The organism is Leucobacter sp. PH1c (assembly GCF_000633415.1).
Classification (GTDB): domain Bacteria; phylum Actinomycetota; class Actinomycetes; order Actinomycetales; family Microbacteriaceae; genus Leucobacter.
The window spans coordinates 51,990-75,016 of record NZ_AYMV01000020.1 but is presented as its reverse complement, the minus strand read 5'-3'; the positions used below and the strand labels follow the sequence as shown (position 1 = coordinate 75,016).

Sequence of the window (23,027 nt, the reverse complement as noted above, 5' to 3'; positions counted from 1 at the left end):
CGGAATCTACGCGCGTGCACGGGAGGGTCGCCGGAGCGTCCGCATCCGCGCTAACATCTGATGGAGGTTAGGTAATGCGAAAGATTGAACATCTGACCTAAGTAATGTTAGCCTAACCTTCGTGTTTTTCGTCAACGGCGGGCGCTCAGCCCGCACCCTTCGATTTGGCGTGGCCGCACTCGCCGCGCTTCTCGCCGCGAACCTCGCGGGCTGCGCCCTCGTCTTCGGTGACTCGCCGAAGATCGCGGACCGCGCGCTCGCAGCGGCCGAGAGCCCCCGCTTCCTGGAGGGCCCCGAGACCGCGCTGCTCGACAGCCCGGACATCGAGGCCATCACCGACGACCCGCGGCCCGAGCTGCCCGTCACCTTCACGGGGCTCGACGACGTCGCCGTGGAGATCACCGACACGAGCCGGATCCTCGCGCTCGACGGCACGGGGAGCCTCGCGTCCGTGGTCTGGGCACTCGGCTTCGGCCCCAACGTGGTGGGCCGCGACCTCACCACCGGGTGGGAGTCCGCGAAGCACCTGCCGCTCGTGATGGACAACCACACGCTCAACGCCGAGTCGATCCTCGACCTCAACCCGACACTGATCCTCACGGACTACTCCGTCGGCCCCTACGATGTGCAGCTGCAGATGCGCAACGCCGGGATCCCGGTCGTGTTCTTCGACGGCGCGAAAGACATCGATGATATTCCCCGGCTGATCGGCGACGTCGCGGGGGCGCTGGGCGTGCCCGAGCTCGGCGAGCGCTACGTTGCCGACTTCACGCAGCGGCTCGACGACACGATCGCGCGGATCGCGGCGGTCGCGCCGAGCGCCGAGGCGGATCGTGTGCGCACCGTCTTCCTCTACATGCGCGGCCGCGCCGGGGTGTACTACATGTACGGCAACAACCCCGACGGGTCCACGGGGATCGCGGGCGTGCTCATCGAGCAGCTCGGGGCGATCGACGTCGCCGGCCAGGAGAACTGGACGAGCGGCAACCTCACCGCCGAGGGGCTCATGAATCTCGAGCCGGATCTGATCCTCATGCTCACGCTGGGGCTCGAATCGGTCGGCGGGATCGACGGCCTGCTCGCCGTCCCGGGCGTCGCGCAGACACCCGCGGGCGAGCGGCGCCGCGTGGTCGACATGAGCGACTACGAGATGTTCACCTGGGGTCCCCGCACGCCCGACGTGCTCACGGCGCTCGCCGAGGCGATCTACCACGTCGACCTCGACACGGTCGAGCTCCCCGAGGAGGCGGGCGCATGAGCCGCGTCGAGACCGGCCCCGTCGCGCTGCCCGAGCTGCCGCGGGTGCTCGACTACGGGGAGACCGCGCTCCCGCGACCGAAGCGCGGCCGGGTCACCCTGCTCTTCCTCGTGCTCGGGATCGGCCTCGTCGTCGCCACGCTCCTCGCGGCCGCGCTCGGGCAGATGCAGATCCCCGTGGTCGAGGTGATCGGCTCGCTCTGCCGCAAGGCGGGGCTCGCCTGCGGCGCTGAGGCCGCGCACCCGAACGCGGACGCCGCACTGTGGGAGGTGCGCTTCCCGCGCGTCGCGCTCGCCGTCCTCGTCGGCATGGCGCTCTCGTCCTCCGGCGCGATCATGCAGGGCGTGTTCGGCAACCCGCTCGCCGATCCCGGCATCATCGGCGTCTCCTCGGGCGCAGCCGTCGGCGCGAGCCTCATGATCGTCACGGGACTCGCCGCGGGCTCGAGCCTCGCGATCCCCGTCGGCGCCTTCGTCACGGGCGTGGCCACCTCGCTCCTCATCTACTCGATCTCCCGCTCCGGCGGGAAGACGCGGGTGATCACCCTGATCCTCGTCGGCGTCGCCGTCAACGCCTTCGGCGGCGCGGCCCTCGCCCTCATGACCTTCGCGGCCGACATGAACCAGCGCGAGCAGATCGTGTTCTGGCAGATGGGCAGCCTCGCCGGCTCGCTCTGGCCGCAGGTCGCGACGGTGCTCCCGCTCGTCCTCCTGGGCCTCGCCCTTGCGCTCGGGATCGCGGGCAAGCTCGACCTGCTGAGCCTCGGCGACGACGCGGCCAGGCACCTTGGCCTCAACATCGAGCGGTTGCGCATCGGCGCGATCATGATCGTCTCAGTGCTCACCGCTGCGGCCGTGGCGTTCGCCGGCATCATCGGCTTCGTCGGGCTCGTCGTGCCCCACGTCATCCGCATGATCGTCGGACCGGGGCACCGCGTGCTCATCCCGGCGAGCGCCCTCGGCGGTGCGCTCCTGCTCGTCGTCGCGGACACCTTCGCCCGAACGGCCGTGCCCTACGCGGAGCTGCCGCTCGGCATGCTCACCGCGATCATCGGCGGACCGTTCTTCTTCTTCCTCATCCGCGCGACCTCGCGGAAGAACGGAGGCTGGCTGTGAGCCCCCTGTCCCGCCGCGCCCCGCGGCTGCCCGCCCCGGTTCCGCGCGGTGAGATCGTGCTCCGCGCCGCGGGGGTGTCGGTGACCCTCGGCGGAACCCGGATCGTCTCCGGCGTCGACTTCGACGTGCGCGCCGGCGAGGTACTCGCGATCCTCGGCCCGAACGGTGCAGGGAAATCGACGCTCCTCGGCGCGCTCGCGGGGGATCACGCCTACGGCGGGTCCGTCGAGCTCGTCGGGCGCGAGGTGCACGACTGGCCGAGCCGCGAGCTCGCGCTCCGCCGCGCCGTGCTCCGGCAGAACAACTCCGTGAGCTTCCCGTTCCCGGTGGTCGACATCGTGAAGATGGGGCGCGCGCCCTGGCGCGCGATCACCTCCGTCGAGGAGGACGACCGGATCATCGCGGAGGAGCTCCTCCGCTCGGACACGTTCCGCTTCGCCGAGCGCACCTACACCTCCCTGTCGGGCGGCGAGCGCGCCCGGGTCGCGCTCGCTCGCGCGATGACGCAGCGCACGGGGCTCCTCCTCCTCGACGAGCCGACCGCGGCGCTCGACATCAACTATCAGGAGCAGGTGCTCGCCATCGCGCGGCGCACGGCGCGGCAGGGGAGCGCGGTCGTGGTCGTGCTCCACGACCTCGCGGCCGCCGCGGCCTACAGCGACCGGGTGCTGCTCCTCGCCGACGGCGCCATGCGCGCGTGGGGCGCACCCGCTGAGGTGCTCACCCCCGAGCTGCTGAGCGAGGTGTATCGCCACCCGGTGCGGGTGGCGCGAGACGCCGACGGTGCGCTCGCGATCACCCCCGTCCGATTCCCCGACGACGACGCCGCGCCGCCCGCGGCGCACGACCCCCGATCCAGTGAGAGGACCACTCCATGACCGCGCTCCCATCCCCGCACGGCGCCGTGCCCTCCCGCGCCGGAGCCCCGAGCGCCGCGGTGCCCCGAGCGCCACGGTCGCGGCCGGGCCGCCGCCTCGCCGCGGCGCTGCTCCTGCCGTTCCTCGCGGTCGCTCCGCTGGCGCTCGGCACGGCCCCGGCGCAGGCGGCCTCCCGCGTGGACGTCGCCCCGGCGCCCGCAGCGGACGGGCCGACCACCGTGACGCTCAGCGGCAGCGGATTCCAGTACCAGCCGAACGCGCCAGGCGGCGTTTACGTGTTCTTCGGCGCGGTCGCGGACCCGACGACGAACGCCTGGGCACCGAGCCAGGGCGGCCGCTCGGGGGAGAGTTTCGCGTACGCGGGCACCGACGGATCCCGCCTCCTTGTCGCATTCCAGGGCGGCAGCTCCGCGAGCGAGGCGAACGGGCAGATCGACGCGAACGGTGCGTGGAGCACCCAGATGACGATCCCGGGTTCGAAGTTCACGGCGAGCTTCGGGAACCCGCACGAGGGGGCGCAGGGCGCCGGCCAGGAGATCGACTGCCTCCAGGTGCAGTGCGGCATCATCACGATCGGCGCGCACGGCCTCATCAACGCGAACAACGAGTCCTTCACCCCCGTGAGCTTCGCCGCAGCCGATGGCCAGCTGCAGGCCGGCTCGGGCACCATGAGCGATTTCGGGGGCGGCGGATCCGCCGGAACCGGGGCAGCGGGAACGAACGACGCCGCGACGCGGATCGAGGTCCCCGGTGCGGCCGAGGCGGGGGAGACCGCCGCAGCCGCTCCCGCCGAGGGGGAGGTCCGCGCAGCGGACGCCGCCACGGCGGCCGCCCCGGCCGAAGCCGAGAACTCGGCGCTCACCTGGGCCGTGATCGGGGTGCTCGGCGCGGCGGTGCTCGCGCTCGGCGTCGCGATCGTGCTCGTCGCGGTGAAGCGGGGCCGCGCGCGGCGCGGAGCCGCTCCGGCACCGGCCGAGGGCACCATCACGGGCGGCGCGAGCGCCGCACTCCGCGCGGGGGCCGAGCGATGAGCCGCGGCGCACCCGCGCGGCTCGCGCTCGGCATCGCGACGGCGCTCCTCGCCCCGCTGGCGCTCTTCGCGCCCGCGAGCGCGGCCTCCGCGCTCGACGCCGCCGCGCCGAAGCCGACCGCGGTGACGGACGCCCCGGCCCAGAGCATCCCGGCCGGAGCGACTGCGGTCACGGGTGGCGAACTCGAGTGGGGCGTGCGCACCTCGATCCGCAACTACCTCGAGAACTTCGGTCACACCGAGGGCTACGTCGCCGCCTATGATGGCGCGCGCTACCGGAAGGGCCAGCCGGCCGCCGCGTTCCCCGTGGCCTCCGGATGGGTCGATGCGGCGACGGATACCGCGAGCCTGAGCTTCTCCGGGCGACTCCACATGCACGGCTTCTCCCAGGCCTGGCTGCACTTCGAAGCGCTCCGCCTCGACATCGCAGGTGGCGTGGCGACGCTCACGGTCGACATGCGCGAGAGCTTCGGCACTCCGGGCCGCACCGACGACCTCGTGCTCGCCACCTTCCCGCTCGAGGGCAGCGACCCCGTGCGCGTCGTCGACGGCGCGGCGGAGATCACGAGCGGTGAGGGCGCCTTCCCCGAGGAGATCGGCGCGAATCACCTGCCCCGGATGGACGGGCAGGCGACCTACGGCGGCGACAACGCCTACACGGATCCCTTCGCGCTCGCCCTGACCGTCGCGCAGCCCGGCACCCCGGACCCCGAGCCGGGAACGCCCGGGCCGGGCACCGAGCCCGGAACCGATCCGGGCCCCACGCCGAAGCCCACCCCGGTCGGCCCCGGCGCCGGCGGCACGGGCGCCCCGCACGGGAGCAACTCCGCGCGGAACGCGTTCGGCGCCGAGCTCACGGTGAGCCCCGCCTACGGGCTGGGCGACCGGGACCAGCGGGTCACGCTCCGCGGCACCGGGTTCCCGACGCTCGGTGCCGATGGCACGAACTTCGGCGGCCTCTACGTGCTCTTCGGCTGGGTCGATCCCGCCGCGGGGGCCAACTGGGGCCCGGGAAGCGGTGGCGTCTCGGGACGCACCTTCACCTACTCGCAGGACATCGAGCCGCAGGGCACCTACCAGAGCATGGTGAGCTACCCGGGCAACACGACCGTCCCCGGCTTCCCCACGCTCGCCGCGGACGGCTCCTTCGAGATGGAACTGCCGATCCTCGCATCGCGCTTCGAGAGCCAGCAGGGCATGGACGTCGACTGCTACACGATGCAGTGCGGTGTGCTCCTGATCGGTGCTCACGGGAAGACGAACGCGCAGGGCGAGATCTTCGTACCCGTGTACTTCACGGACACCGCCGAGGAGACGGGCGGCGCGAAGCCCGAGCTCCCCGCAACCGCACCCGTGAGCGCGAACCCGAACGCCGTCCCCGCTGGCGGTGGCGCCGGCGGCGGACTCGGCGTGAACGGCGGGCTGCTCGCAGCGGGGGATCCCGAACTCGCACGGCTCGCCCTCTTCGGCGGCGCGCTCCTGCTCAGCGCGGGCGCGCTCGGCGGCGCCCTCATCTTCCGCACCTCACGCCGCGCCGCCGCGCGGCCCGCACCCGCTCAGAACGGAGCCTCCGCATGACGACGTCACTCCTCACTCCGCCCCGGCCCGGCGCCCGGACCGCGCTCCGGGCCGCCGCCGGGATCGTGCTCGCGGGGATCCTGACCGCCGGCGGCGCCGGGATCGCCTCGGCCGCGCCCGTCGCGCCGAGCGGATCCTCCTCCGGGCTCGGCGTGAACCAGAAGGCCGGGCAGCCCCAGCCGCGGCTCACGGTGACCCCCGCGGTCGACCTCGATCCCGATGCCCCGAGCACGGTGAGCCTCACGGGCGAGCACTACGCCACGACCTCCGGCTCCGGCGGGACGGTGGGCGGCGCCTACACGCTCTTCGGTGCGATCACGCTGAAGGATCCGGGCGATCCCGGCAGCTGGGCGCCGACGAAGCGCGGCGTGAGCGGCACGCACTACGACTACGCCGGCGAGGCCGGGCTCTACCAGCTCATGGTGAACTACCCGGGCAATACCACCGAGCCCGGCATGCCCTACATGGACGCCGCGGGGAACTGGACGCTCCCGGAGCACGCGATCCCGGGCGCGAGGTTCACCTCGCAGGCGGGGCACCCGATCGACTGCCTCGCCGAGGGCACGCAGTGCGGCTTCATGACGATCGGCGCGCACGGCCAGCGCTCCGGCGGTGTCGAGGTGTTCACGCCCGTGTACTTCGCCGGCCAGACCCCCGATCCCGGAACCGGCCCGGGGACGGAGCCCGGGACCGACCCCGGCACCGATCCGGGCACGGAGCCCGGGACCGACCCCGGTACTGACCCTGGCACGGATCCGGGAACCGACCCGGGTACGGGGCCGGGAACGAGCGACCCCTGCCTCGTCACCGAGGCGCCCGCCGGTGCGGAGCGCACCGTGACGGGCACCGCGCTCTCCGGCACCTCCGCTGTGCTGAGTGTCTCGCCCGGGCGATACCTGCCCTGCGCCGACGCGAGCGAGATCGTCATCTCGGGCACGGGGTACGATCCGGCGAAGCCGATCTACGTCGGCGTCGGGGCGCTCGCCAACCACGGCGCCCCCGAGGAGTGGCGCCGCAGCACGGGCGGCCAAAGCGGGCCGGACGCCGACTACGACTACGGCGTGCCGCGTCTCGTCGTGGCGAACGGCTCCGCCGACGCGGACGTCGCCGACGCGGAGATCGGCGCCGACGGCACCTGGCGGCTGACCGTCACGATTCCCGGCAAGGACATCACGAGCTTCTTCGGCGGCACGATCGACTGCGCCACGGCGTACTGCGGCATCTTCTCGTTCGGAGCCCACGGCAAGGTCGCGGCGGCGAACGAGGCCTACGTGCCGATCTTCTTCGGCGGGCAGGACGCCGCGGGCACGCCGCCTACCGGACCCGGCACCCCCGGAACGGGCGGACCGGGCACCACCCCGCCCGTCGTCCCCGGAACGGCCACGCCGACCCCGCCCCGCGCGACCGGCACCCCGGCCCCCGCGGCGAACGCCCAGCGCGCCGCCGGACTCGGCGTGAACGGCGGCCTCGCGGCGACCGGCGCGGACGACACGGCGCGGACGGCGCTGATCGGCGGCGTGCTGCTGCTGAGCATCGGCCTGTTCGGCGGCGCGCTCCTCCTGCGCACCCGCCGCGGCGACGGACCGTCGCGCATCTAGCTCGGTCCCGGAGCCCCGGGACCGCCTCCGGGCCGGGAACGCACCCCGACCCCTGATCCGGCGCCACGCGCCACCACCCACGGAGAGGAACACCACACCATGAGAGACACGCGGATGAGAGCCCCGGGCTCTCGGCGCGCCGGCGCCACGGGAGTCGTGCTCAGCGCGACCGCCGCACTGGTGCTGTCGAGCTTCGGCGTGACGCCGGCGCTCGCAGCGCCCGGCGAGCCCGTCACCGGCACCCCGTACTCGGACACCTCGGCCTACATGACCGTGACGCCCGGCACCGAGCTCGACCCGAGCGGTGCGAGCACCGTCACGGTGCGCGGCTTCAACTACGACCCCACGAAGCCGATCTACGTCGGCCTGGGGGAGAACCTCTCGCCCGAGACGCCCGAGCAGTGGCGTCGCAGCCAGGGCGGCCTCAGCGGCCACGACGGCGACTACGTCTACGGCGTGCCCCGCCTCGTCGTGGCGAACGGCTCGGCCGACGGCGACGTCGCGGACTCCGAGATGGACGCCTCGGGGAACTGGACGATGTCCGTCTCCGTGCCCGGCTCGCAGTTCCCGAGCTTCTTCGGCGGCACCGTCGACTGCCTTGCGGGCAACGGCTGCGGCTTCTTCTCCTTCGGCGCGCACGGCCGTGTGAACGCCGGCAGCGAGGCCTACGTCGGGATCGGCTTCGCCGAGCCCGTCGCGACGGTCGCCCCCGCCATCACGGCGCAGCCCACGGACGTCGCCGTGACGGCCGGTGCGGAGGCCCGCTTCTCGGTCACCGCGAGCGGCACGCCCGCGCCGACCGTGCAGTGGCAGCGCGCAGCCGCCGGCTCCGACGCCTTCGCCGACATCGCGGACGCGACCGACTCGACCCTCGTCATCGCCGAGACCGCGGTCGCGGACTCGGGCGCGCGCTTCCGCGCGGTCGTGACGAACTCCGCGGGCGAGGCGACCTCCTCCGCGGCTGCGCTCACGGTCACGGCGGACTCCGGCGGCGAGAACCCCGGCACGCCGGGCACTCCCGGTGCGACGACCGGCTACGGCGTCAACCAGGCCGCCGGGCAGCCGCAGCCGAGCCTCACGGTGACCCCGGGCCAGGGCCTCGCGGCCGACGGCTCGCAGACGGTCACCCTCACGGGCAAGAACTACGCGACCACCTCGGACGCCGGCGCGAGCTTCGGCGGCGCGTACACGCTCTTCGGTGCGATCACGCTGAAGGACGCGACGGACCCGGGCAGCTGGGCGCCGACGAAGCGCGGCGTGAGCGGTGTGAACTACGACTACGCCGGCGAGGCCGGGGTGTACCAGCTCATGGTGAACTACCCGGGCAGCACCACCGAGCCCGGCATGCCGTTCATGGACGCCGACGGCAACTGGACGCTGACGGAGCACGCGATCCCCGGGGCGAAGTTCACCTCGCAGGCGGGACGCACGATCGACTGCCTCGCCGAGGGCACGCAGTGCGGCTTCATGACGATTGGCGCGCACGGCCAGCGCTCGGGCGGCGTCGAGGTGTTCACCCCGGTGCAGTTCGCCGAGCAGACCGCGGGCATCGCGCCCGTGTTCGCCGGGCAGCCGGAGAGCGTGACGGTCGACGAGGGCGCTGAGGCGCGCTTCACGGCCACGGTCTCGGGGACCCCCGAGCCCGAGCTCCAGTGGCAGCGCGCCGCGGCGGGCAGCGAGGACTTCGCCGACATCGCCGGCGCGACCTCCGCAACCCTCACGGTCGCCGACGCCACGGCCGCACAGAGCGGCGACCGCTTCCGGCTCGTCGCGACGAACACCGCGGGCACTGCGACCTCCTCGGTCGCCACGCTGACGGTGACCGTCGCCGCGGCGACCGCGACCGTGACGGCCGTTGACGCGCAGCCCGCGGCCGACTACCCGCGCCACTTCGCCGGTGAGGACGTCGCGCTGCGCGCGACCGTCGTTCCCGCGGCCGCGGGAACGATCGAGTTCTTCGCCGATGGCGCCTCGCTCGGCTCCGCCACCGTCACCGACGGCGCCGCGGAGCTCGTGACGCAGACCCTCGCGGGCGGCGCGCGCAGCATCACCGCGGGCTTCACGCCCGCGGACGCCGCCGAGTTCGCACCGTCCATCTCGGGCGCTCGCGTCTTCCGGATCGTCGACCTCGCCCCCGCGGTGAGCGAGATCGCGGTGGGCGACACGGCCCGTGAGATCTCCGGCGCCGAGCTGCGCTGGTCGGTCGCGAACTACGTGAGCTTCGGCTCCGGTCCCGGCAAGGAGGTGCTCGAGGGCGACGTCGAGCTCGCCCCCGTCGACGACGCGGCCACGGCTATCGAGCGTGCCAAGCGCGCGTTCGTGTTCTCGAACGGCACGGGCCGCGAGGATGCCGCGGGCAACCGCGTCATCGACTTCGACGGTGCGGTGCGCCTCACCTCGGGCTCGCTGCCACAGTGGAACTTCCGCGATCCGCAGCTCGTGATGAACGCCGCGGGCAACGGCTACCTCACCGCGACCGTGGACGGCATGTGGTTCGGCAGCGCCTTCGACGGCGAGGACGAGCCCTACGGCCCCGAGCGCATCGTCGTGCAGACGTTCGTCGGCGCCGAGCCCGTCGAGACCGACGGAGTGACCGGCTTCTCGGTCGCGCCGCTCTTCGAGGGCCAGGTCGCCGCGGGCACGTGGAACGGCGCCTACACGGGCACCACGCTCACGAACCAGTTCCTGCGCTTCGTGAACACGAACGTGCGCTCCTACTTCGTGCAGTCGGGCAGCTCGTCCGACAGCACGAAGGCGGGCGCGCCGATCGGCGTGAGCTACGTCTCGGCCGCGATCCCCGCGACCGAGACTGCGATCGCGGTCGACGCCCAGCCGACGGCATCGCTCCCCGTGCACTTCGCCGGTGAGGACGTCGGGCTCCGCGCCGCGGTGACCCCCGCGGCTGCGGGCACGGTCGAGTTCTTCGCCGACGGTGCCTCCCTCGGGACCGCGACCGTCGCCGATGGCGCGGCCGAGCTCACCACCCGTGCGCTCGCAGGCGGCGCGCGCAGCATCACGGCGAGCTTCACGCCCGCTGACGATGCGGCGTTCACGCCCTCGACCTCGGCGGCGCGGACCTTCCGCATCGTAGACCTCGCTCCCGCCGTCGACGAGATCGCGGTGGGCGAGACCGCCCGCACGATCGCCGGCGCCGAGCTGCGCTGGTCGGTCGCGAACTACGTGAGCTTCGGCTCGGGCCCGGGCAAGGAGGTGCTCGAGGGCGACGTCGAGCTCGCGCCGCTGCCCGAGCAGCCGAGCGCGACCGATCGCGCGAACCGCGCGTTCGTGTTCTCGAACGGCACGGGCCACGAGGATGCCGCGGGCAACCGCGTCATCGACTTCACCGGCTCGGTGCGTCTCACCTCGGGCACGCTGCCGCAGTGGAACTTCCGCGATCCGCAGCTCGTGATGAACGCTGCGGGCGACGGATACCTCACGGCGACCGTGGACGGCATGTGGTTCGGCAGCGCCTTCGACGGCGTGGACGAGCCCTACGGTCCCGAGCGGGTGGTCGTGCAGACCTTCCGCGGCGCGCAGCCGAGCACCTCGGGGGCCGCGACGGAGTTCGCCGTCGCGCCGCTCTTCGAGGGCCAGGTCGCCGCGGGCACCTGGAACGGCACGTACACGGGGGCGACGCTCACGAACCAGTTCCTGCGTTTCGTGAACAGCAACGTCCGCGCGTACTTCCTGCAGTCGGGCAGCTCGTCCGACAGCACGAAGGCGGGCGCCCCGATCGGCGTCAGCTTCGTCTCGGGCGTCGCCCCCACCGTCGAGGTGGGCGCCGGATCCCGCGTGATCGAGGGCGAGGACGTCGTGCTGAACGCCGCCGCCGCCGGCGATCCCGCGCCCGCGCTCCAGTGGCAGCGACTCGTCGACGGCGAGTGGACCGCGATCCCCGGCCAGACCGGTGCGACGCTCACCATTCCCGCCGCGCACCCCGCCGCCTCCGGCAGCTACCGCGCCGTCGCCACGAACGAGCTCGGCTCCGCCGAGTCCGAGCCGGTCGAGGTCGAGGTGCGCGCGAAGCGCGCCGCCCAGGTGGACGCGGCGCCGACCGCTCAGCGCGTGGTCGAGGGCGCGGACGCGACCTTCACCGTCACCGCGAGCGGTACGCCCGAGCCCACCTTCCAGTGGCAGACGCGCGTGCCCGTCGCGGCCGTGCCGGAGCAGGTCACCGCGCAGGACGGTGCCGCGCAGCGCGCAGCGCTGCTCGCGGCACCCGCTGACGCCGCCGACGGCTGGGTCGACGTGCCGGGCGCGACTGGTGCGAGCTTCGTGCTCGCACAGGTCTCGCTCGCGCAGAGCGGCACCGAGGTGCGCGTCGTCGTCTCGAACGGCGTGGGCGACCCCGTCGTCACCGAGCCGGTCGCGCTCACGGTGACCGAGCGCACCCCGACCGAGCCCGGAACCGAGCCCGGAACCGAGCCCGGAACCGAGCCCGGAACCGAGCCCGGTACGGACGGCCCGGGCACGACGCCCGGAACGGGGACGGAGACCGTCGGCGGCTCCGTCCAGCCCGGCGCGAAGCCCGCGAACGGGCTCGCCACCACCGGTGCGGCGCTGCCCTTCGCGGCGACCGCCGGCGCCGTGCTGCTGATCGCTGCGGGGGCGACGCTCGTCGTCCGCCGACGTCGATCCGCGCACGCCGAGTAACACCCCAGGGGTGGGGCGCCGCACCGGCGCCCCACCCCGCACGGACCACACGCCCCGCTCGGGGCCCGAAGAGAAGAGCACCCATGAACCAGCTCGTGGACAGCCCCGTCGACGCCGTGATCTCCGAGACGGAGGGGCAGCCCCTCTCCGTCCGACTCCGCGCGCTCTCCCGCATCGGCCACATCGAGGGCGAGAGCGAGCCGCGCTTCGCGATCGCGTTCCTCCGCGGTGGGCTCACCCGCGACGGCATCGCCGCCCAGGCCGCCCAGCACTACCTCATGTACGAGGCGCTCGAACGGGCTGCGGCCGCGCAGCGCGCGCGTCTCGGTGACGACTTCGCGTTCTGGCTCCCCGAGCTTCACCGTCTGCCCTCCCTCGCCGCGGACCTCGAGCACTGGCTCGGCGCCGACTGGCAGAACCAGGTGTACGACCGCTTCGCGACCACCGGCATCATGAGCTACGCCGCTCGCATCGCCGAGGTCGCGGGAGACTCCCTCCCGCACTTCGTCGCGCACCACTACACGCGCTACCTCGCCGATCTGTCAGGCGGGCAGATGATCGCGCGCATGTTCCGCGACAGCTACGCCACGGACGGCGACCTCGGCTCGACGTTCTACTCCTTCGCGGAGATCCCGGATCCCGCCGCGTACAAGGAGGGGTACCGTGCGCTCGTCGACGGCGCCGGCTTCTCGGCCGACGAGGAGCGCGTCGTGCTGCGCGAGGTAGCCTCCGCGTACTGGCTGAACGGCGTCGCCGGGCAGGACCTCGAGGATCGCTTCGCCGAGTACTCCGAGGCTGCGGCGTGAGCGCCGCAGCGAGCGGGGCGGGTCGCGCCCGCGTCCAGCGGGTCGCGCGCGGCGGCGCATTCGCCGCCGTGATCCTCACGATCTGCCTCGGGGCGAGCGGCTGCGCTGGCCCCGCGTCCGACTCAGGGAACGGCGCAGCCGGCTCAGCCCAGGGCGCCGCGTCGGGCGACGCCGCGGTGGTCGCGACGGTCCCCGTCAGCGAACTCTCGGGCGTCGACGGTGCGCTCGAGCCCGGCGAGGAGATCCGCGTGCTCATCGACACCCCCGGCGTCGACTGGGAGGTCGCGAGCGCCGCCGAGCAGGTCGCCCGCGTCGTCGAGGACGACCCCGAGGCGAACCCCAGGATCGTGCGCGTGGTCGCCGAGCAGGCGGGCGCGGCACTCGTCACCTTCACACCGCAGGCCGGATCCGGCGCAGACGCGCCGAGCGATCCCGAGCAGCTCGCGGTCACCGTGAGTGCGGAGCCCGAAGCGTGAGCCCCCGGCTCACCGCGGCTCCGGCTGCGGCGCTCGCTTGCGCGCTCGGCGCCGGGCTGCTCCTCGCACCGAGTCCGGCGCTCGCTGCCCCGGACGCGGCGCCCGCGGTGCCGGCGGCCCCCGCCGCGCCCACTGCGGCCCCCGCCGCCGCCGACTCCGCTGCTGCTCCGGCAGCCGCTGCCCCCACGGTCTCTCCGGCGGAGGCGCTCGCCCCGACCGTGGTGACCGTCGCGGTCCCCGAGGTCTCGGACCGCGCGCGCTACGTGCTCGGGCAGCCTGGCCCGATCAGCGCGACCGTTCGGGTCACCGAGGCGGGCTCCGCCGAACTGCGCGGCTCCGTCGCGTTCTTCGACGGCGACGTGCTCCTCGGAACGGCGCCCGTGGTCCCGGACGCCTCGGCTGCCGCAGCTGGCTCCGTCACGGTCCGGATCGACACCGACCGCTGGCCCGCGGGCGGAGCGCGCGAGGTCGTCGCGGTCTTTACTCCCGAGGAGGGCTCGGGCAGCGCCCCCGCGCGGAGCGCCTCGCGCACGTACCGCGTGGTGGACACCCGCCGCACCGTGCCCGATATCGCGCTCTCCGGAGCCCCCGCCGCGAGCATCGCCGACGCGGAGCTCGACTGGACCATCGGCAACATCTGGTTCAGCAACTTCCGCGTCGGGTTCGAGCGCGAGATCCTGGGCGGCGACGTCACGCTGCCCGCGCTCACGAACCCGGGCCCTGCGGCGAGCGACGCCGAGCTCCAGGCCTACTTCTTCCGCCCCTTCACGTTCGCGGGCGGGAGCGGCGCGCGCGACGCCACGGGCGCCCGGGTCCTCGACTTCGACGGCGCGGTGCGCCTCACCTCGGGGAGCGGTAATCGCTGGGACTTCTCGGCGCCCCGCGTGCACCTCGGCGCCGACGGGGCCGGGTACATCACCGCCTCGTTCAGCGGCTTCTATGCAGCGGGCGCAAGCCGCCAGGATTACCCCGAGGCTCGCGTGACGATCGCGACGTTCACGGGTGCCGAGCTGTCTGAGCCCGGTCCCGACGGCATCGTCTCTGCCACGATCCCGCTCGCGTGGGCGGGGCAGGCGGCCGGCGCGGGCACCTGGTTCTACGACTACGAGGACTCGTTCCCGAATGAGTTCGTCGCCCTGCTGAACCCGCTTGTCGCGCCGTTCTTCGCGCGGAGCGCGGTGGCGACCGACGACTCGAAGATCCCGCACCCGATCACGCTGCGCTTCGTCGAGACGGTCGTCGACGCGGGAACGGACCCCGGCACTGATCCGGGAATCGACCCCGGCAGCGATCCGGGAACCGAACCGGGAACGGATCCGGGAACCGAACCGGGAACGGATCCGGGAACCGACCCTGGCACGGGGCCCGGTTCTGAGCCGGAGACCGATCCGGGAACCGATCCGGAGACGAACCCCGGGACCGATCCTGGGCCCGGCACCGGGCCTGGGGAACGCCCCGGCCCGGGCACGGATCCGGCTCCGGGAACCGCCGCCGGGGCACCCGCGCCGGGCGCCCACGCGCTCGCCCACACAGGTGCGGATCGCGGTCTCGGCGCGGCGCTCGGCGCGGTGCTCGCGGCGCTCGGTGGCACCGCGATCGCGCTGCTCGGAGCACGCCGTGCGCGACGGCGCTGAGCGCAGCGCCCGCCGCGAACGGGTGAGCGCCGAGCCCCCGGCGAGCGGGGACTCGGCGCTCGCCTGGTTGCTCGACACGATCGACCGCGCGGAGGACGAGGATCAGGCCCGCACAGAGGAGACCGCGGGCCCGATCCCGAGCGGCACGAGCTTCCGGGGCCTGAGCGCTCAGCGCGCGCGCTGCCGGAGCGCGGACCGCCGCGCGTCGGGGCGCTCGGGCCGCGCACTCGCGGTCGGCCTCGGGGGGATCGCCCTCGCCGCGCTCGGAATCCTCGGGCTCGGCGCGGCGGTCCTCTCGGGCGGCCCGTCCTCGCCGCCCGCCGAGGCTGCGGCGCCGGAGGCCGGCGCCGCGCAACGCGGGGAAGCGCGGGGGAGCGACGCCGCCGATTCAGACCCCGCCGGATCAGACCCCGCCGAAACCGGCGCCGGCCGATCCGGAACCGGCGGTGCCGTGGGCTCCGGCGCAGTCCCCTCCCGAGCCTCCGCTTCGGGCTCCGCGCGCGGCTCCGAGGCGCGCTCGCGCGTGGACCCGATCTGGGTCTCCGAGGTCGCGGCCTCTTCCGGAATCCCCGAACCGGCCCTCCGCGCGTACGCGGGGGCGGCGCTCACGCTGGGGCGCGAGCAGCCGGGCTGCGGAATCGGGTGGAACACGCTCGCCGCGATCGGCCAGGTCGAGACGCACCACGGCACGATCGGCGGGGCCCGGCTCAGCACCGACGGGCGTGCGCTGCCGCGAATCTTCGGGGTGGCGCTCGACGGCGTCGCATTCGCGGCGATCCCGGACACCGATGGCGGGCGTCTCGACGGTGACGCGGTGTGGGACCGCGCGGTGGGGCCGATGCAGTTCATCCCGCAGACGTGGGCGGAGTACGGCAGGAGCGCGAGAGGCGGTGCCCCGGACATCGATCGGATCGACGACGCCGCGCTCTCCGCCGCGACCATGCTGTGCACGATCGGCGGTGATCTGCGGGTCGCGGAGAACTGGATCGCCGCGGTGAACGCCTACAACCCGAGCGTCGCGTACAACAATGATGTCGCGGACGCTGCCGATCACTACGCGTCGCTCGGGTGAGCTCAGGGGAGGTGGCGGTCCTGCGCGCGACGAGCCAGCACCCCCGGCATACATCCGATGTTCATTGTCTGGTCATGCTGAGCTGATACGTTCCAAACCCCACGCCCAGATCCGGGAGTGAACGAGGCCTCGCCGAGACCGCGGGCGGGCCGCAGCAAGAAAGGGCCCACGTGCTCCGCACCGCCGTACCCACCGCTCCACGTCGTATGAGTCGGGGGATCGCCGCCGCGCTCCTCGCCGTCGCCCTGGTCGCAGCGGGCGGTGGGCCCGCGCTCGCGCTCGACGCGGGGCTCGCTGCGCCGGAGGCCGCTCCGAAAACCGCTCCGGAAACCGCGCCGGAGGCCTCCCCGGAGGCCGCATCGGAGGCGCCGGCGGCGCCCGCCGCCGGCGAAAGCATGGGCCCCTGGGAGGAGGAGGTGTTCTCCCTCGACAGCGTGGGCTGGCGCGGGATCGCGACAATCGGGATCCCGGAGCGCACCTCCTTCACGCTCACCGCCAAGCAGGACCTGGTGATGAGCTTCCCGGGGTTCACGCTGGAGGGCGAGCACCTGTCGCGCAGCGTGGCCGGAAGCTGCCCCACGCCGAGCAGTCAGTTCTCGAGCCGCATCCTGCGCGCCGGTGAGAGCTGCACCGTGAGCTTCGTGATCCGGCCGACCGCATTCGTCAGCTACGTGGGCAACACGAACTTCGGCGTGCGCGCGCTGTCGGGAGGAGAGACGGCGAACCGCAGCTTCGTGGTCGACTTCACGCCCCGCGTCCTCGAGATTCAGAACCTCGACTTCGGCGAGGTGCGCCTGGGTACCTCGCGCACGCTCCCGATGACAGTGGCGAACGTCTCGGGCGTCTCGGTGCGCCTCGACTCCTTCGAGGTGAGCGAACCGTACGCCATTCAGGCCGCCCCGAGCGGCGGGATCACGCTGCGCCCGGGCGAACGCGTCACCGTGCCCGTGAGCTACGCGCCCGAGTGGCTCGGCCGCTTCGAGACGTTCCTCGCAGGCCGCGGCACCGTGCTGGCGTCGCCGCCCGAGATCCCGGAGTTCAGCTTCGGGCTGTTCGCGCGGCACCGGGCGATCGGGGTCGCGGCCGTCGGATCGAGCTCCGCGGCTCCGCTCGAATTCGGGAACGTCACGGCGGGCCGCGCGGGCACGGCGGCGACCACCGTCACGAACACGGGCGACGGCCCCGCCAGCTACGCGATCGACCCGGAGGAGGTGCGCGCGCTCGGTCTCACGGGCGACGGCCCCGATTCGTTCGAGCTCGCGGCCGGTGAATCGCGAGAGCTGGTATACCGGTGGACTCCGGAACGCGCGGGCGACGAGCTCGCCGCGGAGCTCGGGATCGCCTGGCAGGCGATGGACGCCGAGCCCGGGACCGGGAGGCTCGCGGTCCCCGTCAGCGGTCACGCGACCGAGGAGCCCGTCGAGCCGCCCGTGCCGCCCACCGTCGTGCCGCCGACCACGGGTCCGCCGACGACGGTACCGCCGGGGCCGGACGGCGCGGGCACCGAGACCCTGCCGCGCACGGGCGCGGCCGACGGCGCCCTCTGGACCGGGATGAGTGCCGGGATCGGCGCGCTGCTCCTCGCGCTGGGCGCCGCCTGCATCGTCGGTCAGCGCGCACGCGCGCGCCAGCGGACCCGGTAAGCGGGTCCGCTGCGCGGCGGTGCGTGAAGTGCTGCGCGGCGGTGCGCTGAGGCCGGAACGCTCAGCCCACCGCCGCGTCACGCGGACTCAGGCGAGCCGCGACCAGTCGACCTCGGCATCGGCACCGCGCACGGTCTCGAACCACGCGGCGACCCGCAGGAGCCGATCGTCCGAGCCGATGGGTCCGGCAATCTGGAGGCCCACGGTGCGGCCGTCGGGCTGCACGCCCGCGCCGACGGAGAGCGCGGGCTGGCCCGACATGTTGTAGGGCACCGTGAAGGAGATGTGCCCCATCGTCTCGCGGGGATCCGTGATGGGCATGGGATCCTCCGCCGGGAACGCCGCAACGGGGGAGACGGGCGAGAGGACGAGGTCGAACGGTTCGGTCGCCGCGCGGGTGAGCCGGGCCATCTCGTCGATCTGGTTGCGGTTGCGCACGGTCTGCGCGGCGGAGATGTCCGCGCCCGCGGCGCACCACTCGGCGATGAAGGGGAGCACGGCGGCGCGCTCGGACTCGGAGAGCAGTTCGTAGTCCGCGTAGGAGCGGCTGCGCCAGAAGTCGACGAGGCCGTCGAGCACCTCGGGGCCGACGAACGGCGCGAGCTCCACGATCTCGGCACCCGCCGCGGCGAAGCGCTCGGCGGCGGCCTCGATGATCGCGCGGGTCTCGGGCTCGACCGGCAGGCCGGAGCCGGCGTCGAGCTGCAGCGCGACGCGCATGCCGCGCGGCTCGAGCGGCTCGGTCGACCAGTCCATCTCGGGGTAGGCGCGCGTGAGGTAGTCGCGGGCATCGGGGCGCGCCACGATCGACATGAGGCGCACGCTGTCGGCCACGGTGCGGGTGAGGGGGCCGGCGGCGCGGCCGTCGTAAGGCACGTCGAGCGGGATGAGGCCCTCGCTCGGCTTCAGCGCCGTGAGGCCCTGCCACGTCCCGGGGAGGCGGATCGAGCCGCCGATGTCGGTGCCGACGTGCAGCGGGCCGTAGCCCGCGGCAGCGGCGGTCCCGGCGCCCGCGGACGAGCCGCCAGAGGTGAGGCGAGGATCCACGCCGTTCCGGGTGATCCCGTGCAGGCTGGACACGCCGGAGGAGAGCATGCCCCAATCGGGCATCGTGGTCGAGCCGAGGATCACCACGCCCGCCTCGACGAGCCGGTCCGTCGTCGGCGCGTTGGCGGCCGAGACCGGCGGGTTCGGGATCGCGGTTCCCGAGGGCTTCGGCTGCCCGGCGCGGGCGATGTTCTCCTTCACCGTCGCCGGCACGCCGTCGAAGGCGCTGAGCGGCGCACCCGCGGCCCAGCGGGCGGTCGAGGCCGCCGCATCCGCGCGCACCTGCTCGGGATCGTGCAGGTAGAGGGCGTTGAGCTGCGGCTCGCGCTCCGCGATCCGGGCCAGCACGTCTTCCGCGACCTCGCTCGGGGTGAGCGTCCCGGCAGCGTACGCCGCGGCGAGCGCGCCGGCGTCGAGGTCTGCGAGTCGGGGGGAGACGGGGGAGGTGCCGGAGGCGGTCACGGGGTGTCCTTTCGAGCGGAGGAGGGGGAGCGGCCGCCCGAGCCGGGCGGCCGCCCGGGTATCAGAACGCGTGCTGCAGCTCCTGGCGCAGCGTGAGCGACGAATCGATGAGGCGCTGCGTGTAGGGGTGCTGCGGTGCGCGGTACACGGTCTCGGTGGGGCCGGCCTCGACGATCTCGCCCGACTGCATCACGATCACGGAGTCGCAGAGGTGCCGCACCACGTTCAGGTCGTGCGAGACGAACACGAGCGTGAGGCCGTACTCGTCGACCAGGTCGGCGAGCAGGTTGAGCACCTGCGCGCGCACGGACACGTCGAGCGCGCTCACGGGCTCGTCGGCGACGACCACCTGCGGGCGGCAGATCAGCGCGCGGGCGATCGAGATGCGCTGGCGCTGCCCGCCCGAGAACTGGTGGGGGTAGCGCTCCGCGGCCGACGCGGGGAGGCCGACGGCCTCGAGCATCTCCGCAACCATCCGCGAGCGCTCGGCCGCGGTCTCGGAGCGGCCGCGCACGAGCAGCGGCTCCGAGATGATCTGCTCGACCGTCATGCGGGGATCGAGCGACCCCATGGGGTCCTGGAACACGATCTGGAGCTGCTGGCGGAGCTCGCGCAGCTGCGCTTCCTTGGCCCCGGCGACCTCGTTGCCCGCGACGATCGCGCTGCCCGAAGTCGGCTGGTCGAGCCCGGCGAGGATGCGCAGGAGCGTCGACTTGCCGGATCCGGACTCGCCGACCACGCCGAGGCGGCCGCCGCGCGGTACCTCGAACGAGATTCCCTTGAGCGCACGGACCTCGGGCGCCGGCTTGAAGAGGCTCGTCTTCCCGCGCGTGTACGTGCGCACCAGATCGGTGACGCGCATCACGGGCTCGGCGGCCGGAGCCGCGGCATCGACGGCGTGCGCGGCGGCGGCCGGCTCGGCGGAGGCCTGCTCCGTGGCAGTCTGCTCGGCGGCTGCGCGCTCCGCCTCGGCGGCGAGCTCCTCGCGCGTCGGGGGCACGTACTCCTTCGCGCTCGCGACCGTGAAGAGGCGCCCATCGGCGTCGGTCGCGTCGAGGTCGCTCGCGGCGAGGAGGCCGCGCGTGTAGGGGTGCTGGGGGCGCAGGAACACGTCCTCGGTCGCCCCCTCCTCGACGACGACGCCCTGGTTCATCACGAGCACGCGCGTGCACATGTTCGCCACGACGGCGAGGTCGTGCGTGATGAAGAGGAGCCCGGTGTTGCGCTTCTTGACGAGCTCGAGGATGAGGTCGAGCACCTGGCGCTGCACGGTGACGTCGAGCGCCGTGGTGGGCTCGTCGCAGAGGAGCAGCGCGGGATCGTTCGCGAGCGCCATGGCGAGCATGACGCGCTGGCGCTGCCCGCCCGAGAGCTGGTGCGGGTAGGCCCGCGCGGCCTGCGCCGGATCGGGGAGGTGCACGGCGTCGAGCATCTCGACGGCGCGACGATTCGCCTCGGCCTTCGACGGGGCGAGCTTGTGGAGCAACATGATCTCGGCGACCTGCGCGCCCACGCGCATGAGCGGGTTGAGCGCCGTGAGCGGTTCCTGAAACACCATGGCCATGTCGCGGCCGCGGATCTTCATGAGCTCGGACTCGGAAGCCTCGAGGAGGTTCCGCTCGGCGCTGCCGGGGCGCTCGGCGATGTCGAGGTGCACCGAGCCGTCGGCGGTGACTCCCGCGGGGAGGAGGCCGAGGAGCGCGGTCGTCGTCATCGACTTGCCCGAGCCGGACTCGCCGATGAGGCCGATGCGCTCGCCGTGGGCCATGTGCAGCGAGAAGTCGTGCACGAGGGTGCGGTCGGGGGTGCGCACGTTCAGCGCGTCGACGGCGAGGAGCGGGCCGCGGCCCTGCGATGCGGTTGCGGTCGAAGAGGTCATTAGCCGCGGCTCCCATTCAGCTTCGGGTCGAATCGGTCACGGAGTCCATCGCCCAGCAGGTTGAAGCCCATGACGGCGATCGCGATCGCGATGCCCGGGATGATGGCGAGGAGCGGGTGGGTGCCGAGGAACTGCTGGGACTCCTGCAGCATGCGGCCCCAGGACGGGGTGGGTGGCGGCGTGCCGAGCCCGAGGAAGCTCAGCCCGGCCTCGGCGAGGACGGCGAGCGCGAACGACACCGAGCACTGCACGACGACGATGCCCACGATGTTCGGGAGCACGTGGCGGAGCGCGATACGGAAGCGGGACTGGCTCGCGGCCCGCGCGGCCAGCACGTACTCCGTGCTCATCACCTGTAGGGTGCCCGAGCGGGCGACGCGGGCGAAGCCGGGGATCGTCGCGATGCCGATCGCGATCATCGCCGTGAGCGTCGAGGCGCCGAACACGGCGCTGAACATGATCGCGAGGAGCAGTGCGGGGAAGGCGAGGGCGATGTCGGAGGTACGCATGATGACCTCCTCGATCCAGCCCCCGCGGATGCCCGCGAGGATGCCGAGCGGGGTGCCGACGAGGAGCGCGATCCCGACCGAGATGATTCCGACGAACAGCGTGATGCGCGCGCCGTAGAGCATGGCGGAGAAGACGTCGCGGCCGTACTTGTCGGTGCCGAACCAGTGCGCGCCGCTCGGGCCCTGGAGCCGGTCGGCGGCGATCGCCTGCACGGGGTCGTACGGGGTCCAGACGAACGAGATGAGCGCGGCGATCGTGACGATCGCGACGAGCGCGAGGCCCACGACGAGCGTGGGGGAGAGACGGCTCCGCTTCTTCGGCGCGCGGGGGGCCGAGATGGCGGTGGTGCGCGGCGCCTGGACCGGGGGCGTGGGGAGATTCTGCGTCGTCATGGTTATGCGCTCTTTCGCATGCGGGGGTCGACGATCGTGTAGAGCACGTCGACGACGAGGTTCAGGACGAGCGTGATCGCGACGAGGACCATCACGACCGACTGCACGGTGAGGAGGTCGCGGTTGCCGACGGCGTCGAGGAGCATCGAGCCGAGACCGGGGATCACGAAGACGCGCTCGATCACGACCGCGCCGATGATGAGGGCGGCGATCTGCACGCCCGTGACGGTGATGACGGGGATCGCCGCGTTGCGGAGCCCGTGCTTCACGAGCGCGCCCATCTTGCTCAGGCCCTTCGCGCGCGCCGTGCGGAGGTAGTCCTCGCTCATGATCTCGAGCACGGCGGAGCGCACGTAGCGGGTGAGGATCGCGCCCTGCACGGAGGCGAGGGCGAGGACCGGGAGGATCAGCCGCCGGAGGAAGTCGCCGAAGTCCTCGTTCGGTGGTGTCCAGCCACTCGCGGGGAGCCAGCCGAGGCCGACGGCGAAGACGAGCACGAGGAGGATCGCGGCGAGGAAGCCGGGGACGGCGACGCCGAGCTGCGAGCCCGCGCCGATCACGACGCCCGAGAGGTTGCGGTGCTTGACCGCGGCCCAGGTGCCGAGCGGGATGGCGATCGCGAGGGCGACGACCATGGCCGTGAGCACGAGGATGAGGCTGACCTGGAGGCGATCGGCCACGAGCGGGCTGATGTCGGTTCGGGTGACGTAGGAGACACCGAAGTCGCCGCGCAGGAGGCCGCCGGCCCAGTCGAAGTACTGGACGATGAGCGGTCGGTCGGTGCCGAACTCCTTGCGCGTCTGCTCGAGCAGCTCGGGGGTCGCGTTCACGCCGAGGGCGATCTGCGCGGGATCCCCGGGGATCAGCCGCATGAAGAGGAACACGACGACCGTCGCGACGAGATAGGTCACCGCAAATCGGGCGAGGTTGATCAGAATCCGTATGGCCATGCGCGGTCCTCGGGTGGTGGTGGTGAGTGCGGGCGCGGACCGAGCG

16 protein-coding genes are annotated in these 23,027 nt (G+C 73.3%); 12 read left to right on the top strand and 4 right to left on the bottom strand.

Translation table 11 applies throughout. The features are described from left to right. Positions 1-169: 169 nt before the first annotated feature. The 12 genes from U874_RS0106985 (at position 170) to U874_RS0106930 (ending at position 17,741) form a co-directional block, all read left to right on the top strand. Positions 170-1,258, top strand: a complete 1,089-nt coding sequence (locus tag U874_RS0106985; protein ID WP_025133823.1) for a hemin ABC transporter substrate-binding protein — start codon at positions 170-172, stop codon at positions 1,256-1,258. Then, positions 1,255-2,373 (top strand): iron ABC transporter permease, encoded by a 1,119-nt coding sequence (locus U874_RS0106980; RefSeq protein ID WP_025133822.1) that lies wholly within the window; start codon positions 1,255-1,257, stop codon positions 2,371-2,373. The genes U874_RS0106985 and U874_RS0106980 overlap by 4 nt, the downstream gene beginning before the upstream one ends. After that, positions 2,370-3,251: a heme ABC transporter ATP-binding protein gene (locus U874_RS0106975; protein ID WP_232755883.1), complete on the top strand. Its 882-nt coding sequence runs from the start codon at positions 2,370-2,372 to the stop codon at positions 3,249-3,251. Before U874_RS0106980 ends, U874_RS0106975 begins: the two co-directional genes overlap by 4 nt. Next, positions 3,248-4,282 (top strand): hypothetical protein, encoded by a 1,035-nt coding sequence (locus tag U874_RS0106970; RefSeq protein WP_025133821.1) that lies wholly within the window; start codon positions 3,248-3,250, stop codon positions 4,280-4,282. The genes U874_RS0106975 and U874_RS0106970 overlap by 4 nt, the downstream gene beginning before the upstream one ends. After that, a complete protein-coding gene (locus U874_RS0106965) occupies positions 4,279-5,859 on the top strand; it encodes an HtaA domain-containing protein (protein ID WP_025133820.1) in 1,581 nt (526 codons plus the stop codon). The genes U874_RS0106970 and U874_RS0106965 overlap by 4 nt, the downstream gene beginning before the upstream one ends. Continuing rightward, a complete protein-coding gene (locus tag U874_RS0106960; protein ID WP_025133819.1) occupies positions 5,856-7,457 on the top strand; it encodes a hypothetical protein in 1,602 nt (533 codons plus the stop codon). The genes U874_RS0106965 and U874_RS0106960 overlap by 4 nt, the downstream gene beginning before the upstream one ends. 156 nt (positions 7,458-7,613) lie before the next feature. Further along, positions 7,614-12,110, top strand: coding sequence for an Ig-like domain repeat protein (locus U874_RS0106955; RefSeq protein ID WP_025133818.1), 4,497 nt, complete (start codon positions 7,614-7,616; stop codon positions 12,108-12,110). Between the two features lie 83 nt (positions 12,111-12,193). Then, entirely contained in the window at positions 12,194-12,916 is a 723-nt protein-coding gene (locus U874_RS14260) for a heme oxygenase (biliverdin-producing) (RefSeq protein ID WP_025133817.1), read from the top strand. Then, positions 12,913-13,392, top strand: coding sequence for a hypothetical protein (locus U874_RS0106945; RefSeq protein ID WP_025133816.1), 480 nt, complete (start codon positions 12,913-12,915; stop codon positions 13,390-13,392). The genes U874_RS14260 and U874_RS0106945 overlap by 4 nt, the downstream gene beginning before the upstream one ends. Then, positions 13,389-15,026 carry a hypothetical protein gene (locus U874_RS15665; protein ID WP_025133815.1) on the top strand — a complete coding sequence of 546 codons (1,638 nt, stop codon included), beginning with the start codon at positions 13,389-13,391 and terminating at the stop codon, positions 15,024-15,026. Before U874_RS0106945 ends, U874_RS15665 begins: the two co-directional genes overlap by 4 nt. Then, positions 15,010-16,098, top strand: coding sequence for a hypothetical protein (locus U874_RS14750; RefSeq protein ID WP_025133814.1), 1,089 nt, complete (start codon positions 15,010-15,012; stop codon positions 16,096-16,098). Before U874_RS15665 ends, U874_RS14750 begins: the two co-directional genes overlap by 17 nt. A gap of 206 nt (positions 16,099-16,304) precedes the next feature. After that, positions 16,305-17,741 (top strand): choice-of-anchor D domain-containing protein, encoded by a 1,437-nt coding sequence (locus U874_RS0106930; RefSeq protein WP_157834225.1) that lies wholly within the window; start codon positions 16,305-16,307, stop codon positions 17,739-17,741. A gap of 87 nt (positions 17,742-17,828) precedes the next feature. On the opposite strand, the gene U874_RS0106925 is transcribed toward U874_RS0106930, so the two are convergent. The 4 genes from U874_RS0106925 to U874_RS0106910 form a co-directional block, all read right to left on the bottom strand. After that, positions 17,829-19,250: an amidase gene (locus U874_RS0106925; RefSeq protein WP_025133812.1), complete on the bottom strand. Its 1,422-nt coding sequence runs from the start codon at positions 19,248-19,250 to the stop codon at positions 17,829-17,831. A 61-nt stretch (positions 19,251-19,311) separates the two neighbouring features. After that, on the bottom strand, positions 19,312-21,129 hold the full coding sequence (locus U874_RS0106920) for an ABC transporter ATP-binding protein (protein WP_025133811.1): 1,818 nt from the start codon (positions 21,127-21,129) through the stop codon (positions 19,312-19,314). Then, positions 21,129-22,031: an ABC transporter permease gene (locus U874_RS0106915; RefSeq protein ID WP_025133810.1), complete on the bottom strand. Its 903-nt coding sequence runs from the start codon at positions 22,029-22,031 to the stop codon at positions 21,129-21,131. Before U874_RS0106915 ends, U874_RS0106920 begins: the two co-directional genes overlap by 1 nt. Before the next feature lie 2 nt (positions 22,032-22,033). Continuing rightward, positions 22,034-22,981, bottom strand: a complete 948-nt coding sequence (locus tag U874_RS0106910; RefSeq protein ID WP_025133809.1) for an ABC transporter permease — start codon at positions 22,979-22,981, stop codon at positions 22,034-22,036. Positions 22,982-23,027 lie beyond the last annotated feature (46 nt).

Bases quoted from the DNA above. Each gene is read 5' to 3' on its own strand.
- U874_RS0106980 (WP_025133822.1), top strand. From the start codon at position 1,255: ATGAGCCGCGTCGAGACCGGCCCCGTCGCGCTGCCCGAGCTGCCGCGG.
- U874_RS0106970 (WP_025133821.1), top strand. From the start codon at position 3,248: ATGACCGCGCTCCCATCCCCGCACGGCGCCGTGCCCTCCCGCGCCGGA.
- U874_RS0106965 (WP_025133820.1), top strand. From the start codon at position 4,279: ATGAGCCGCGGCGCACCCGCGCGGCTCGCGCTCGGCATCGCGACGGCG.
- U874_RS0106960 (WP_025133819.1), top strand. From the start codon at position 5,856: ATGACGACGTCACTCCTCACTCCGCCCCGGCCCGGCGCCCGGACCGCG.
- U874_RS14260 (WP_025133817.1), top strand. From the start codon at position 12,194: ATGAACCAGCTCGTGGACAGCCCCGTCGACGCCGTGATCTCCGAGACG.
- U874_RS0106930 (WP_157834225.1), top strand. From the start codon at position 16,305: ATGAGTCGGGGGATCGCCGCCGCGCTCCTCGCCGTCGCCCTGGTCGCA.
- U874_RS0106920 (WP_025133811.1), bottom strand. From the start codon at position 21,129: ATGACCTCTTCGACCGCAACCGCATCGCAGGGCCGCGGCCCGCTCCTC.
- U874_RS0106915 (WP_025133810.1), bottom strand. From the start codon at position 22,031: ATGACGACGCAGAATCTCCCCACGCCCCCGGTCCAGGCGCCGCGCACC.
- U874_RS0106910 (WP_025133809.1), bottom strand. From the start codon at position 22,981: ATGGCCATACGGATTCTGATCAACCTCGCCCGATTTGCGGTGACCTAT.